General features: G+C 72.5%; 14 protein-coding genes. 11 read left to right on the forward strand and 3 right to left on the reverse strand.

Features of this window, described 5'->3' with window-relative positions; translation table 11 throughout:
- Positions 1 to 121 precede the first annotated feature (121 nt).
- A complete protein-coding gene (locus Saso_RS37470) occupies positions 122 to 652 on the forward strand; it encodes an SdpA family antimicrobial peptide system protein (RefSeq protein ID WP_189927241.1) in 531 nt (176 codons plus the stop codon).
- Positions 652 to 1,599 carry a sporulation-delaying protein SdpB family protein gene (locus Saso_RS37475; RefSeq protein ID WP_229901516.1) on the forward strand — a complete coding sequence of 316 codons (948 nt, stop codon included), beginning with the start codon at positions 652 to 654 and terminating at the stop codon, positions 1,597 to 1,599. Before Saso_RS37470 ends, Saso_RS37475 begins: the two co-directional genes overlap by 1 nt.
- 153 nt (positions 1,600 to 1,752) lie before the next feature.
- On the opposite strand, the gene Saso_RS37480 is transcribed toward Saso_RS37475, so the two are convergent.
- Positions 1,753 to 2,520, reverse strand: coding sequence for a dienelactone hydrolase family protein (locus tag Saso_RS37480; RefSeq protein WP_189927242.1), 768 nt, complete (start codon positions 2,518 to 2,520; stop codon positions 1,753 to 1,755).
- Between the two features lie 269 nt (positions 2,521 to 2,789).
- Here Saso_RS37480 and Saso_RS37485 point away from each other — a divergent pair, with 269 nt between their 5' ends.
- On the forward strand, positions 2,790 to 3,932 hold the full coding sequence (locus Saso_RS37485; protein WP_189927243.1) for a Fic family protein: 1,143 nt from the start codon (positions 2,790 to 2,792) through the stop codon (positions 3,930 to 3,932).
- A 75-nt stretch (positions 3,933 to 4,007) separates the two neighbouring features.
- On the opposite strand, the gene Saso_RS37490 is transcribed toward Saso_RS37485, so the two are convergent.
- Entirely contained in the window at positions 4,008 to 4,298 is a 291-nt protein-coding gene (locus Saso_RS37490) for a hypothetical protein (protein ID WP_229901517.1), read from the reverse strand.
- Positions 4,299 to 4,699: 401 nt separating this feature from the next.
- Here Saso_RS37490 and Saso_RS37495 point away from each other — a divergent pair, with 401 nt between their 5' ends.
- Positions 4,700 to 5,551 (forward strand): SAM-dependent methyltransferase, encoded by an 852-nt coding sequence (locus Saso_RS37495; protein ID WP_189927245.1) that lies wholly within the window; start codon positions 4,700 to 4,702, stop codon positions 5,549 to 5,551.
- Positions 5,552 to 5,714: 163 nt separating this feature from the next.
- Here the strand turns inward: Saso_RS37495 and Saso_RS37500 are convergent, their stop codons facing one another.
- Entirely contained in the window at positions 5,715 to 6,305 is a 591-nt protein-coding gene (locus tag Saso_RS37500) for a TetR/AcrR family transcriptional regulator (RefSeq protein WP_189927246.1), read from the reverse strand.
- A gap of 83 nt (positions 6,306 to 6,388) precedes the next feature.
- On the opposite strand from Saso_RS37500, the gene Saso_RS37505 reads away from it, so the two are divergent.
- The 7 genes from Saso_RS37505 to Saso_RS37535 all read left to right on the forward strand — a co-directional run bounded on the left by Saso_RS37505 (position 6,389) and on the right by Saso_RS37535 (position 13,888).
- Positions 6,389 to 7,306, forward strand: coding sequence for an alpha/beta fold hydrolase (locus tag Saso_RS37505; protein WP_229901518.1), 918 nt, complete (start codon positions 6,389 to 6,391; stop codon positions 7,304 to 7,306).
- Between the two features lie 245 nt (positions 7,307 to 7,551).
- Positions 7,552 to 8,862, forward strand: a complete 1,311-nt coding sequence (locus tag Saso_RS37510; RefSeq protein ID WP_189927248.1) for an NAD(P)/FAD-dependent oxidoreductase — start codon at positions 7,552 to 7,554, stop codon at positions 8,860 to 8,862.
- Complete coding sequence (locus Saso_RS37515; RefSeq protein WP_189927249.1) at positions 8,859 to 9,587, forward strand: DUF1365 domain-containing protein; 729 nt, start codon at positions 8,859 to 8,861, stop codon at positions 9,585 to 9,587. Before Saso_RS37510 ends, Saso_RS37515 begins: the two co-directional genes overlap by 4 nt.
- A 269-nt stretch (positions 9,588 to 9,856) precedes the next feature.
- Positions 9,857 to 11,047 carry a cyclopropane-fatty-acyl-phospholipid synthase family protein gene (locus tag Saso_RS37520; RefSeq protein ID WP_359769389.1) on the forward strand — a complete coding sequence of 397 codons (1,191 nt, stop codon included), beginning with the start codon at positions 9,857 to 9,859 and terminating at the stop codon, positions 11,045 to 11,047.
- Positions 11,044 to 12,357 (forward strand): SAM-dependent methyltransferase, encoded by a 1,314-nt coding sequence (locus Saso_RS37525; protein ID WP_189927250.1) that lies wholly within the window; start codon positions 11,044 to 11,046, stop codon positions 12,355 to 12,357. Before Saso_RS37520 ends, Saso_RS37525 begins: the two co-directional genes overlap by 4 nt.
- On the forward strand, positions 12,354 to 13,178 hold the full coding sequence (locus Saso_RS37530; RefSeq protein ID WP_189927251.1) for a DUF1295 domain-containing protein: 825 nt from the start codon (positions 12,354 to 12,356) through the stop codon (positions 13,176 to 13,178). The genes Saso_RS37525 and Saso_RS37530 overlap by 4 nt, the downstream gene beginning before the upstream one ends.
- Positions 13,175 to 13,888 (forward strand): alpha/beta hydrolase, encoded by a 714-nt coding sequence (locus Saso_RS37535; protein WP_229901519.1) that lies wholly within the window; start codon positions 13,175 to 13,177, stop codon positions 13,886 to 13,888. Before Saso_RS37530 ends, Saso_RS37535 begins: the two co-directional genes overlap by 4 nt.
- Positions 13,889 to 13,896 lie beyond the last annotated feature (8 nt).

The following is a 13,896-nucleotide window of genomic DNA, read 5'->3' on the forward strand; positions in this document are numbered from 1 at the left end:
CACAGCGGCAGGGAAACCGACACCTCACATGAAAAAAGAACTCCGGCAACAACTCAGACAAGAATTCCAGCGTTTCCGCTCCGCATTCACGCGGCGCACCACAAAAGCGGTCTCCGTCTCCATGAGGTCGGTGATCGTCGTCTGCGCCGTCTGGGCGGTCGCCATCGCGTACGTGGTCCAGGAACAGCTCCCGAAGAACGTCCTTTCGCTGCCCGGCCAGACAAAGGCCCGGCACACCGTGACGAACATGGCCCCCCAGGGGTGGGCTTTCTTCACGAAATCACCGAGGGACGCGGAGATAGTCCCCTACAAAAAGAGCGCGGACGGCTGGGAACGGGCTTCCCTGACCCCGCATTCCTCACCCCACAACGCCTTCGGACTCGACCGGCGCTCCCGCGCCCAGGGAGTGGAGATCGCCCTGCTGCTCTCCGCCGCCCAGAAGGACGACTGGCACGCCTGCACGAGCGGGCGCACACGGTGCCTCGCCGGCTACGGCGCCCCCGCACGGCACCTGGACAACCGCTCCCCGCGCCCCACGCTGTGCGGAACCGTCGGCCTGCTCCAGGAGAAGCCGACGCCGTGGGCGTGGCGCGACCTCGTCGCCGAGGCGCACACCCCCGAGCAGGTCATGGTGCTGGAGGTGAGGTGCTGATGCGCTCGTACACCGTCCCGGTGCCCTGGGCCGCCGGATACGGCCTGGCCCGCACCCTTCTGGCCCTGGGCACCCTGGGCACCCTGGTCTTCAGCGACGCCTCGACCCTCTTCCGCGAGGTCTCCGGTGTCGGCCGGTACCCGCTGTGCCAGGGCGTCAACTCCGGCGGCGCCTTCTGCCTGGTCCCCGAGGGCCACTACGACGCCATGCGCTGGGCGTGCTGCCTGGTGCTGGTGGCCGCGGCGAGCGGCTGGCGGCCCCGTCTGACCGCGGTTCCCCACGCCTATGTGGCGTTCAGTGTCTTCACCGGGATCGCCATCCCCGACGGCGGCGACCAGATCACCTGGATCCTCACCCTGCTGATCGCCCTCGTGGCGGTCGCGGACCCCCGCCGCTGGCACTGGCGGCCCTGGCCCCGGCAGGAGGGCCCGCTGTCGCGGCAGCGCACCCGGTGGGCGCTGCTGGGCGTCAGCGCCCTGGTCGTCGCGCGCATCCAGATGTCGGTCCTGTACTTCCAGTCCTGCGTGGCCAAGCTCCCCCACGCCGAATGGGCCGACGGCAGCGCCCTGTACTACTGGGTCAACAACTACGACTTCGGGGCGCCGTACTGGCTGCGGCCCGCGCTCCAGGCCGTCGTCGACCACCCCCTGGGCGTCGCCGCCATGACCTGGGGCCCCCTCGTCCTGGAGATCGCCCTCGCCTGCGCCCTCCTGCTGCCGCAGAGGGTCCGCTGGATGCTGCTGCCGGCCGGTGTCCTGTTCCATCTGGGCATCGCCGTCGTCATGGGCCTGTGGAGCTTCGCCCTGGCCATGTGCGCCGGGCTCCTGCTCCTGCTGGCGCCCCTCGGCCACGACCCCGACCTCACCCGCCTGCTGCGCCGGACCCCGCGGGCGGCGGCCGCGCCCCCGAAGAAGGAGGACCCCCTCGAGGCACCCGCCCTGACCTGACGCGGCCCGACTCCCCCCGGCCCGCGGACGGCCCTCGGACGGCCCTCGGCGTGAACGGTACGGCCGGTGCGGGTGCGGCCGGGAGCTGCCCTGGACGGGCAGCGTCCCGGCCGTACCTGCTCTAGCGTGCGCCGCCGGCCGGGCGGGCGGGCCTCACTTCAGGTGCCGGGTCAGGAACCGGGACGCGGCCTCCCCCGCGGACTGCGGGACGCCGGTGTGCCCGCCCATGTGGGCGTGCAGGGACTTCTCCTCGGAGCCGAAGGCGTCGAAGAGGTCCAGGGCGGCCTGCCGGTCGTTGCCCTCGTCGTCCCACTGGAGCAGGACGTGCAGCGGAACGGTGACCGAGCGGGCCTCCTCGAACATGGCGCGGGGCACGAAACTCCCGGCGAAGAGAACCGCCGCGGCCAGGCGCGGCTCGACCGCCGCGAGGCGGACGCCGATGGAGATCACTCCCCCCGAGTACCCGACCGGGCCGCCGATGCCGGGCAGTTCCAGCAGGGCGTCGAGTGCGGCCCGGCATTCCGGGACCGCCTTGTCGACCAGCGGCAGGACGAGGGCGTCGACGATCTCGTCACCGACCGGCCCGCCGGCCTCCACCGCGCGGCGCAGGTCGGCGCGGGCCCGCTCGACGGCGTCCCAGCGGGGCCGCTCCCCGCTCCCGGGAAGCTCGACGGCGGCCGCGGCGAACCCGTCCGCGACGGCCTGCCGGGCGCGGGCCACCAGCCGGGGATACATCCGGTCCAGCCCGAGCGGCGGATGCCCGAGCAGGACCAACGGCACGGACGCGGACCCGGGCCCGGATACGGGTGCGGAATCGGGCGAGGGCGAGGGCGTCCACAGGATGCCGGGGATCTCGCCGAGGGTGAACCTGCGCTCGAGGACGCCGTCGAGTCGCTGTTCGGAAGTGAAACGAAGGGCCATGATCGTGCCTTTCGGGAGAGCTGCTGAACGGCGCTCCCGGACGACCTACCGCCCGGCCGTGACCCCGAAGGAGAGCACCCATGTCGAAACGTTCACGGGTACCACCTCCTCGTTCTCTCGCACGGCCTCCGCGAAGATAACAGCGCCCGCCACCCCCGCCAACCGATTTTCCGCACCGGCTCCCTGCTGTCGGCCGGTCCGGTGCGCAGCAGCCAAGACTGCACAAAGGCCAGATTGATGGAATGATACCCAGTCGGTATCATTCCATCATGCTTCATGGAACTCCGCCGCTCACCGCAGCCGATCAGCACGTCCTCGACGAGATCACCGCCATGCGCCACGATCTGCGGCATGTCGTTCAGCAGAGCCCCACGAAGTGGACGGCCGATCTCCGACGCTCGCTGACTGCGTCCGCCATCGCGGCGTCCAACACGATCGAGGGCTATCGGGTCGACCCCGTCGACGTGGCCGACCTGCTCGACGGGGAGCGGGACGCCGTGGACGCCAGCGAGGAGAACAAGGCAGAGACCCTCGCCTACCAGCAGACCATGACGTACATCCAGTCACTGTGGGATGTCCCGGACTTCACTTACTCCAAGGAACTGCTCAACGCCCTGCACTGGATGCTGCAGGGCCACCACCACCCCCATCGGCCGGCAGGCCGGTGGCGCCGCAAGGCCATCTTCATCACCGCAGTGGGAGACCCGCACGCCACCGAGTACGAAGGTCCTCATGAGGACGACGTCCCCGGGCTGATGGCCGAACTGATCGACTGGCTCAACCAGGGCGACCTTCAGGCAGATCCCCTGGTTCGCGCCGCCATGGCTCACCTGAACCTGGTGAAGATCCACCCGTGGACGGACGGCAACGGCCGCATGTCACGCAGCCTGCAGACGCTGCTCATCGCCCGCGAGGGAGTGCTGGCCCCGGAGTTCTCCTCGATCGAAGAATGGCTGGGGCTGCCCGGCAACACGTGGGAGTACTACAAAGTACTGCGCGAGGTGGGCGGCCCGGTGTACTCCCCCCAGCGCGATGCGCTGCCCTGGATACGCCTCAACCTGCGCGCCTATCACGAGCAGACACAGCGGGTACAGCATCGCGTGAAACGCTCCACCGACTGCTGGCTCACCCTCGCCGAACACACCGAGCGCTTCCACCTCGCCGAACGTCAGATCACCGCGCTGCACGAGGTCGCCATGGTCGGCCGCGTCCGGCGCTCACGTTACGAAAGGGCCGAAGCCCTCAGCAACCAGCAGGCGGTACGCGACATCCAGGCGCTGACCAAGGCCGGCCTGCTCACCCCCGTCGGCAACACCAAAGGCCGCTACTACACCGCCGGGCCCGCCTTCCCCGCGGACGTCCTGCGCATCGCGTCCCGGCGCCACACCATCACCGACCCCTACCAGCAGTAAGCGGCGTACGGCCGCCCGGCGCATCGAGCCACCGGCTACCAGGCGGCAGCGTCGGGCGGGCCCGGGGCGCAAAGCTCAGGAAGAGCCCGCGGTTTCGGGGTGGTCGGCTGTTTCGGGCGTCTCGTGGTGGGCCATGTCGAGGAAGCGGCGGATCGCCTCGATCGGCATGTCCAGTCCCTCGGACGCGGACTTCTCGTCCCCGAACACCTGCACCGCCTCGGCGACGGCCAGGGCGAGTTCGCCCTCTGCCTTGCGGACCTTGCCCTCGGCCTTGTCCACGGTGTCGACCACCGACAGCTGGCGGCGCTGCTTCTCCTGGAGTCTCTGCTTGCGGGACAGCGTCTTGTCAGCGTTCTGCACAGTCACGACGAAGATCATAATCAGCCCCGCGCGCGGCGGCGAAATCGGCAACTCGACCACGTGCGAGGGCCGTTCACGCCGGGCTGGACGAGGCGAAGTCCCGGCGCGGGGCGGCTGCGGGGCCGTCCGCCCGCCGTCGGGGTGCGGACGGCCGCGGGCCGCCGCCGGAGCCCGTCCAGCTACTTTCGGCCGCGATCTATCCCGGTGGCCGGTTTGTGGTGCATGGTGTGCCGGTGGGATACCGCTCCACCCCCGGGTGGATCCCTCTTGCTGGGCCCTGCCGTCCCGTGGGCGGCGGGGCCCGCCGCGCCTCCCGGCTCCCCACGGGAGGCATGCGGCTGCCCGGATTCGGCCGGTGCCCGCATCGCCCTCCCCCCTCAGCGAATCAGCTCATCTAGGCTGGCGCGATGACTGATGGGCAGGAGCGGGTGCGGCCGTCGGGAGTGTGGGCCACGGCGGTCGGGGTGGCCAGGGTGCGGGCGCGCGAGAGCGAGCGGGAGGACGCCCTGTTCCGCGATCCCCTGGCGCAGGCGTTCGCCACCGCAGGCGACCCGGGGGCCTCCTCGCCGCCGCCACCCGCTGACGAGGCCGCGCGGCGGCGCCGACTGGGCGTGGCGTTCTCCGTCGTCGTCAGGACGAGGTTCCTCGACGACCTGCTGCGGCAGGCCTGCGCGTCCGGGATCCGGCAGGTCGTGCTGCTCGGCGCCGGCATGGACAGCCGGGCCTTCCGGATGGACTGGCCCGGCGGCACCCGGCTGTTCGAGGTCGACACCGCCGCGCCCCTGGACTTCAAGGCGTCGGTGCTGCGCCAGGAGCGGGCCGTCGCACGCTGCGAGCGGATCGCCGTCGCGGTGGATCTGCGGGAGGACTGGCCGGGTGCGCTGGCCGCCGCGGGGCACGATCCGGCGGCGCCGACCGTGTGGATCGCCGAGGGGCTGCTGATCTATCTGCCCGAGGACGCGGTGGAGTTGCTGCTGGCGCGGATCGGTGCCCGGTCGGCGGCGGGCAGCCGGCTGGGGCTGACTCTGGGCTCGCGCGGTGTGATCGAGCGCTTCGGCGCGGATGCCGCGCCGGGCTCGGCGGCGTCGCTGTGGGTCTCGGAGATGCCCGACGACCCGGTGGCCTGGCTGGCCGGACACGGCTGGGAGGCCGCCGCACACACCCTGCGCGAGCGCGCCGCCGCCTACGGCCGCCCGGCCGGCACCCCGCCGCAGCACGACGAGGGCCCCGGCGGACTGATCTCGGCGGTGCGCCGGTAGAACGCCTGCCGCCTCCCCGGACGGCGGGTTCCGCAGGAGCGCACGGCGTGCGCCGCCGCGTACTCGCAGGGCGCGGCCGCCCCTCGCTTCACGGGACGCAGGTGGCCCACGGCGTGCGCAGATCCGCCGGCGACGAAGGCGTTCGCGCCCTCGGCCCTGACGGTCAGGCCGGTCGGTCGGGCAGAGCCTTGGCGTTCTCGGCGGCGGCTGCCGCGACGGTCGCCAGGTCCTCGCCCGGGAAGCCGGCGCGGCTGAGCACCGCCAGGGACTTGTTCGTCGCCAGCGCGCACAGGGCCAGCTTTGCCGCCTCCTGTTCACCGGCGCCCGCCGCCAGCAACGCCTCCTCCAGTCTCGCCCGCAGACCGTCCATCAGGGCGCGGACCATGGCCCGGCTCTCCTCGTCGAGCGCCGGGAACTGCGTCGCGGACACCGTGAGCAGGCAGCCGTCCGGGACCGCCGGGTCGGCGATGCGGTTCAGGGCGACCCGCAGGAAGGCCTCCACGACGGCGCCCGGGCCCGGGTGGGGTCCGGACAGCGCCTGCTCGTACAGCGGGTGGTAGGTCTGCGCGTACCGCGCGAGGCTCTTGCGGAAGAGGGCGCTCTTGCCGCCGAAGGTGCCGTAGAGCGAACCCCGGCCCAGGCCCGTGCCCTCGGTCAGGCGGTCGATCGAGGCCTCCGAATAGCCCCAGCGCCAAAAGACGTGCATCGCGCGTCGTAGCGCCTCGTCCACGTCGAACTGCTTGCGGCCTGCCATGGCCGTCACCCTACACATCTTGCACCGATCGTTCCAACATGCGTAGGGTCCACGGCATGACATCTTGCACCGATCGTTCCAAGATGAGTGCGGACGACGGCATCGCCGGCCTGGGCTCGCTGCGGCTGCCCGACGGGTTCACCGACGTCTTCACCAGCCGGCTCGTGGAGGTGAACGGGCTGCGGCTGCACGCGGTCACCGGCGGGGACGGCCCGGCGCTGCTACTGGTCGGCGGGTGGCCCCAGACCTGGTACGCCTGGCGGGAGGTGATGCCCGCGCTCGCCCGCCGGCACACCGTCGTCGCCGTCGACCCGCGCGGGGCCGGGCTCTCCGACAAGCCCGACGACGGCTACGACGCCGGCACACTGGCCGCCGACCTGGTGGCGTTGATGACCGCGCTCGGGCACGACCGGTTCGACGTGGCCGGCCACGACATCGGCACGTGGACCGCGTACGCCCTGGCCGCCGATCACCCCGGGCGGGTGGGCCGGCTCGCCGTCCTCGAGGCGGTCGTCCCCGGTCTCACACCGTCCCCGCCGCTGTTCGGGCCGGCCTCGGTCAACCTGAAGCTCTGGCAGTTCGGCTTCAACCGGCTCACCGGTCTCAACGAGGAACTGGTCCGGGGACGGGAACGGGTCTTCTTCGGCTGGCAGTTCGCCACCAAGGCCGCCACGCCGACCTCGATCCCCGCCTACGCCGTGGACGTCTACGTCGACGCGATCGCCGCCGATCCCCGCGCGCTGCGGGCGAGCTTCGCGTACTACCGGGCGCTGGAGGAGACGATCGCGCAGAACGAGCGGCGCGCCAGGACCCGGCTGACGCTGCCCGTGCTCGCCGTCGGCGGCGCGCTGTGGAGCGGGGCGAGTGCCGCCCGGACGATGCGCCTGGCGGCCGACGACGTCACGGAGGTCGTCCTCGACGACTGCGGCCACTACCCGGCCGAGGAGCAGCCGGAGCGGTGCGCCGGAATCCTGGAGGACTTCCTCGCGGCCGGCCGGTAGCGGCCGCGTGGGCCACCCGGCCGTGCGGCGGTGACTGCGCGGAAGCAAGCCGTACGTCATCCGGCGCCGGGTCGTAGGGACGAGATCGCCGCCGTGGCGCACGCGTGCGGCCGGGCGCCTCGTCGTCGCCGCACCCTCGTCGGCGGGGTGCCGCGTGGTACCGATCCGCTGAAGTGGCCAATCCACCGCCCGACCTGCTCCGGATTACGCGCAGACCGTGGAGCGCCAGGGCGGGAGGAGAGGCGATGGAACAAAGGCCGAAGGAGGGATCCGGGCGGCGGCACCGGCCCCGGCACGAGCGGCGGACGGCCGTGGTGGGCTCGGGGGTGGCGGGGCTGACAGCCGCCTACATCCTGGGACGGACCCGTCCCGTCACCCTGTACGAGGCCGACGGCCGGCTCGGCGGGCACGCGCACACCCACGAGCTGAGCTCGCCGTACGACGGGCGGGTGCACCGCGTCGACTCCGGGTTCATCGTGCACAACCGGCGCACCTACCCGCGCCTTCTGCGGCTCTTCGACGAACTCGGCGTCGCCACGCAGGAGTCGGAGATGAGCATGTCGGTGCGGTGCGAAGGGTGCGGGCTGGAGTACGCCGGGGCCCGCGGCCCGGCCGGGTTGTTCGCACAGCGCGGCAATCTGGTGCGCGGACGCTATCTGCGGATGCTGGCCGAGGTGCCCGCATTCCACCGGGCGGCCCGGCGGCTACTGTCCCGCGAACGCGAGGCAACACTCACCCTCGGGGAGTTTTTGCAGCGGGAGGGCTTCTCCGCCTACTTCCGCACCCACTTCGTGACACCGGTGGTCTCGGCCGTGTGGTCCTGCGACGCCGGGAGCGCTCAGCGCTACCCGGCCGCCTACCTGTTCCGCTTTCTGCACCACCACGGACTGCTCTCGGTGAGCGGCTCGCCGGTGTGGCGTACGGTCAGCGGCGGGTCGCGGGAGTACGTCGACCGGATCGCCAAACACCTCGGGGAGGTGCGTACCCAAGCCCCGGTTCGCGCCGTACGACGTCATGCGGACGGCGCCGACGTGACGACCGCGGACGGCACGACGGCGTCGTACGACGCGGTCGTGGTCGCGGTCCACCCCGACCAGGCGCTGCGACTGCTGGCCGACGCCACCGAGGCGGAGCGGGAGGTGCTGGGCGCGTTCCGTTACTCGCGCAACACCACGCTGCTGCACACCGACACCGGGCTGCTGCCGCGGGCCCGCGGTGCCCGCGCATCCTGGAACTACCTGATGCCGTCGTGCGAGGCCGGTGCCGACCGGGTCCGGGTCAGTTACGACATGAACCGGCTGCAACGCCTGGACGCCGCCGAGACGTACGTGGTCACCCTGGGCGGCGCGGACCGGGTCGACCCCGGCCGGGTGCTGGCCCGCATGGTGTACGAACACCCCGTCTACACCCCCGAGTCGGTGACTGCGCAGCGTCGGCTGCCCGAACTGAGGAGCTCCGTCTGCGCGTTCGCCGGCGCCTACCATGGGTGGGGCTTCCATGAGGACGGCTGCCGCTCCGGCGTCGAGGCCGCCGCGGCACTGGGGGCGCGCTGGTGAACACCGTGCCCGCCCTGTACTCCTGCCGGATCGCGCACGTGCGGAGCACCCCGCGGCGGTACGCGCTGCGGCATCGGACGTACCTATGGCTCATCGACCCCGAGCATCCTCCCCTACTGCCCCTGTGGCTGCGGCCGTTGGCCCGCTTCGATCCACGCGACCACTTCACCGGCGACCGGTCCTCCATCCGGGCGGGCCTGGATGCCTTTCTCGCAGCCCAGGGCGTCGACCTCGACGGCGGCCGGGTGCTGATGCTCACCCATGCGCGGGTGTGGGGGTACGTGTTCAACCCGCTCACCCTGTACTGGTGCCACGGCCCCGGCGGCGAGCTGCGCTGTGTCGTTGCTGAGGTGCACAACACCTACGGCGGACGGCACTGCTACCTGCTGCGCCCGGATCCGTCCTGGGCGGCCCGGGCCGACAAGGAGTTCCACGTATCGCCGTTCTTCCCCGTCGACGGGCACTACCGCATGCGGCTGCCGCCCCCCGGCGAGCGGCTCGATCTAACCGTTCACCTCAACCGTGAGGGCGGCCGGGCCCTCACGGCGACCGTACGCGGTGCCCGCCGCCCGGCGACCGTCCCGGTTCTGCTGCGGCTGGCGCTGCGCCATCCCTGGTCCACCCTCGCCGTGTCGGCCTCGATCCGCCTGCACGGCGTCCGCCTGTACCTGCGGGGCCTGCCCGTCCGGCCCCGCCCTGATCACCGCACGGAGAAGGCGACATGACGACAGCGTCCCGTATGACCCCTGAGGGACATGCCGTTCCCCTCGGCCCGACCACTGCCGAGGCGGGCGCCGCCGGTGAGGACGGCGCCGGTGAGGACGCCGCCGTGGCGGGGGCCGTCACCGGGCAGGCCGCTCGTGGGAGTTCGGCCCCGGGCAGGTGCCCCGCCCCCCGGAGCGGCACTGGTGGGGACGTTGCGCCGCCCGGGGCCGGGCGCCCCGCTCCGGCCGGCGGCCGCGGCGCGTCCGGCCGCTGGCCCGACGTCGTCACGGTGCCTACGGCATCACGCCTGCGCAGTGCGGTGACGGCCGCGCTCGTGCGGCGGGCCCTGCGGGGGCTGCCCCTACGGGCAGGGTTCGCCGATCGCGGCCCAGCGGGACTCGGCGGCCCGCTGCTGGAGGTGCGCGACCCGGCCGCCTTCCACGCCCGGATCGGCACCGGCGGGCTGGTCGGGTTCGGGGAGTCGTACATGGCGGGAGAGTGGGACGCACCCGACCTGGTCGCCGTGCTCACCGTGCTCGCGGGGAACGCCGCCAACCTGATCCCGGGTCCGCTGCAACGGCTGCGCGGTCTGTGGGCACTGCGCCACCCGCACGCGGAGCGCAACACTCCCGACGGCGCCCGCGCCAACATCAGCCGTCACTACGATCTCTCCAACGAGCTGTTCGCCCTCTTCCTCGACGACACTCTCAGCTATTCCTCGGCCGTCTTCCGCGGCTTCCCCGCGAGCTGGGAGCTGCTGGCCGCGGCCCAGCACCGCAAGATCGACCGGCTGCTCGACATGGCCGACGTAGGCGAGGGCACCCGGCTCCTCGAGATCGGTACCGGCTGGGGCGAGCTGGCCCTGCGCGCGGCGGCCCGCGGCGCCCGTGTCACCTCACTCACCCTGTCCCGGGAACAGCGGGACCTGGCCCTGGAACGGGTGCGCGCGGCGGGGCTGGAGGGTCGGGTCCGTATCGAACTGTGCGACTACCGCGAGGCACGCGGGCACTACGACGCCGTGGTCAGCGTGGAGATGGTCGAGGCGGTCGGCGCTGAGTTCTGGCCGGTGTATTTCCGCACGATCGACGAGCGGCTGGCACCGGGCGGCCGGGCGTCGCTCCAGGCCATCACCATGCCGCATGAGCGGATGCTCGCCGCCCGGGACACATTCACCTGGATCCACAAGTACGTCTTTCCCGGCGGTCTCATCCCGTCCACGACGGCGATCGAGGAGGCGGTGCGCGACCACACAGGGCTGCGGCTCGCCCGCCGCGACGCCTTCGGCTCCCACTACGCCGAGACGCTGCGGTTGTGGCGGGAGAGGTTCACCGAGCGCGCCGAGACGGTGGAGGCGCTCGGTTTCGACGACATCTTCCGCAGGCTGTGGACCTTCTACCTCGCCTACTCCGAGGCCGGCTTCCGGTCCGGGTATCTCGATGTGCAGCAGTACCTGTTCACCAAGGAGAACTCCGCGCGATGACCAGCATCCTTCCCGTGAAGGCCCCCGGCGCAGCCCACCTGCTCGCCCGCCTCGCCCAGGACACCCTCGGGGGCCCGCTGCCCCTGCGGCTTCGGGCCTGGGACGGCAGTGAAAGCGGCCCGGCAGACGCGCCCGTGGTCGTCCTGCGGTCCCGGCGCGCGCTGCGCCGGCTGCTGTGGCAGCCCGGCGAGCTCGCCCTGGCACAGGCGTACGTCACCGGCGAACTCGACGTCGACGGCGACCTCGCGCACGGGCTGAGGACGGTGTGGGCCGCGCAGCGGGAGCACGGCCTGCGCCCGCCCCGGCTCACTCCCGCCGACCGGGCCCGCGCCCTGGCCACCGTCGTACGGCTCGGCGCGGTAGGCCCGCGTCCAGCCGCGCCGGCCTCCCAGGCGCGGCTGCGTGGCGGTCTGCACAGCAGGGCTCGCGACCGGGCCGCGATCAGCCACCACTACGACCTGTCCAACGACTTCTACCGTCTCCTTCTCGACGAGACCATGGCCTATTCCTGCGGCTACTGGGCGAGTGACGACGAGGGCTTCGGACCCGCCGACGCCCAGCGGGCCAAACTGGAGCTGATCTGCCGCAAGCTGGCCCTGGCACCCAGGACCCGGCTGCTGGACATCGGCTGCGGCTGGGGTGCGCTCACCCTGTACGCGGCCGAACGGCACGGCGTCCAGGTCACCGCCGTCACCCTGGCCCGGGAGCAGGCGGCGTACGTGCGCGCACAGGTGCGCGAGCGTGGCCTGAGCGAGCTGGTCGAGGTGGTCTGCCAGGACTACCGGGACATCCAGGGCGGCGGGTACGACGCCGTCTCCACCATCGAGATGGGCGAGCACGTCGGCGACGCCGAGTACCCGGCGTTCGCGGCCGCCCTGCACCGGTTCGTCCGGCCGTGCGGGCGGGTGCTGGTGCAGCAGATGGCGCGGGGCCGCGACGCTCCTGGCGGCGGGGCGTTCATCGAGGCCTACATCGCCCCCGACATGCACATGCGTCCGCTCGGCGAGACGACGGCCATGCTGGAGGAGGCGGGCCTGGAGGTGCGGCACACCGAGTCGCTGCGCGAGCACTACGTCCGAACCGTCCAGGCGTGGCACCGCACACTGGAGGAGCGCTGGGAGCGGTTCGTGCGGCTGGTGGGCGAGGAGACGGCGCGCGTGTGGCGGCTGTACCTGGTCGGCGGGGCGCTGGCGTTCGAGGAAGGCCGGATGGGCGTCGACCAAATCCTGAGTGTACGGCCCGGTCCCGGAGGACACAGCGGTATGCCGCACACCACGCACGCCTGGTACGAAGGGCTGGGCCGGCCGTGAACGGCTTCCCCTGGAACGCGTTCGCGCTCAACCTCGCATGGTCCGCCGCCGCAGTCCTGACGGTCATGCTCCTCACCTTCGCGCTCGCCGTCCGCGCGGGCCTGCACCGGATCGTGGACATCGCCTGGGGGGTGGGCTTCACCGCGGTGGCCGTCGTGAGCTGTGCCGCCTCCGCCGGTCAGGGGGATCCCCTACGACGGCTGCTGGTGACCGTTGCGACGGCGCTCTGGGGGATGCGGCTGGCCGTGCACATCGCACGGCGCGGCCGTGGCCACGGTGAGGACCCGCGCTACGAGGCGATGCTGGCGAAGGCGCCCGGCAGCCGGAACACCTACGCGCTGCGGATGGTCTACCTGCTCCAAGGCGCCCTGGTGTGGCTGGTCTCCCTGCCCGTACAGGCCGCGCAGTACATCTCCGGTCCGCCGTCGTTCCTCGTCCAAGCCGGGAGCGTGCTGTGGGCGGTCGGGTTCGGCTTCGAGGCGGTCGGGGATGCCCAGCTCGCCCGGTTCAGGGCCGATCCCGCGAACCGGGGCCGGATCATGGACCAGGGGCTGTGGTCGTGGACCCGGCACCCCAACTACTTCGGCGACTTCTGCGTGTGGTGGGGCCTGTTCCTCCTGGCCTGCGACGCGCCGCAGGCCGCCGCCGTGTCCGTCGTCTCCCCGCTGGTGATGAGCCTGCTGCTGATACGGGGAAGCGGGAAGCGGCTGCTGGAACGGCACATGGCGGACCGGCCCGGCTATGCCGAGTACATGGCCCGCACCAGCGGCTTCTTCCCCCGCCCGGCCAGGCGGCGGACCGCCGGGAGGGGGCTGCGGTGACACGGGACAGCGGGCAGCAGACCGGAACGGGCACCCGTGCACTGCTACTGCCCCGCTCGCTTCCTTCCTGGCCCCGCGCGGCCGTCCTGGTGCTGCACGGCGGGCAGGCGTCGAGCGAACGCCCCACCAGCCCCTGGCAGCCGGCCGCGCTGCGGATGCGTCCGCTCGTGCGGGCGGTGACCGCCGCACTCCCCCACGAGGACGTTCTGGTCGCCCAGGTCCGCTACCGGCTGCGCGGCTGGAACGCCGAACGGGCCGACCCGCTGAGGGATACCCGGCGGGCCCTGGACGAACTCCGTGAACTGACCGGTCCCCTGCCCACGGTCCTGCTCGGACACTCCATGGGCGGCAGGGCGGCCCTGCGCGCTGCCGGCCACCCGCAGGTCTGCGCGGTCCTCGCCCTGGCACCATGGTGGCCTGCGGGGGAACCGGTCGCACAGACGGCGGGCCGGCGCGTCATCGCCCTGCACGGAAACCGCGACCGGATCACCTCGGCCGCGGAGACAGCGGACTGCGTACGCCGGGCGCGGGAGGCGGCGGCGCGGCCCGCCATGGCCGTCGTCGGCGACGGCGACCACGCGATGCTGCGCCGCCACCGCTTCTGGCACCGCACCGCGTCGGCCGTCGTCGCCCATCTCCTCGACCCCGACGGCGTCCCCGACCCGCTGCCCGAGGAGAGCTACGGAGGTGGGCACTTTCCCGTGCTCTGACCGGTCCG

Source organism: Streptomyces asoensis (assembly GCF_016860545.1).
GTDB lineage: Bacteria > Actinomycetota > Actinomycetes > Streptomycetales > Streptomycetaceae > Streptomyces > Streptomyces asoensis.

What these genes read in the sequence shown, in the direction of transcription:
- Saso_RS37495 (WP_189927245.1), top strand. Translation starts at nt 4,700, where the DNA reads ATGACTGATGGGCAGGAGCGGGTGCGGCCGTCGGGAGTGTGGGCCACG.
- Saso_RS37475 (WP_229901516.1), top strand. Translation starts at nt 652, where the DNA reads ATGCGCTCGTACACCGTCCCGGTGCCCTGGGCCGCCGGATACGGCCTG.
- Saso_RS37510 (WP_189927248.1), top strand. Translation starts at nt 7,552, where the DNA reads ATGGAACAAAGGCCGAAGGAGGGATCCGGGCGGCGGCACCGGCCCCGG.
- Saso_RS37500 (WP_189927246.1), bottom strand. Translation starts at nt 6,305, where the DNA reads ATGGCAGGCCGCAAGCAGTTCGACGTGGACGAGGCGCTACGACGCGCG.
- Saso_RS37485 (WP_189927243.1), top strand. Translation starts at nt 2,790, where the DNA reads ATGCTTCATGGAACTCCGCCGCTCACCGCAGCCGATCAGCACGTCCTC.
- Saso_RS37525 (WP_189927250.1), top strand. Translation starts at nt 11,044, where the DNA reads ATGACCAGCATCCTTCCCGTGAAGGCCCCCGGCGCAGCCCACCTGCTC.
- Saso_RS37480 (WP_189927242.1), bottom strand. Translation starts at nt 2,520, where the DNA reads ATGGCCCTTCGTTTCACTTCCGAACAGCGACTCGACGGCGTCCTCGAG.
- Saso_RS37505 (WP_229901518.1), top strand. Translation starts at nt 6,389, where the DNA reads ATGAGTGCGGACGACGGCATCGCCGGCCTGGGCTCGCTGCGGCTGCCC.
- Saso_RS37470 (WP_189927241.1), top strand. Translation starts at nt 122, where the DNA reads ATGAGGTCGGTGATCGTCGTCTGCGCCGTCTGGGCGGTCGCCATCGCG.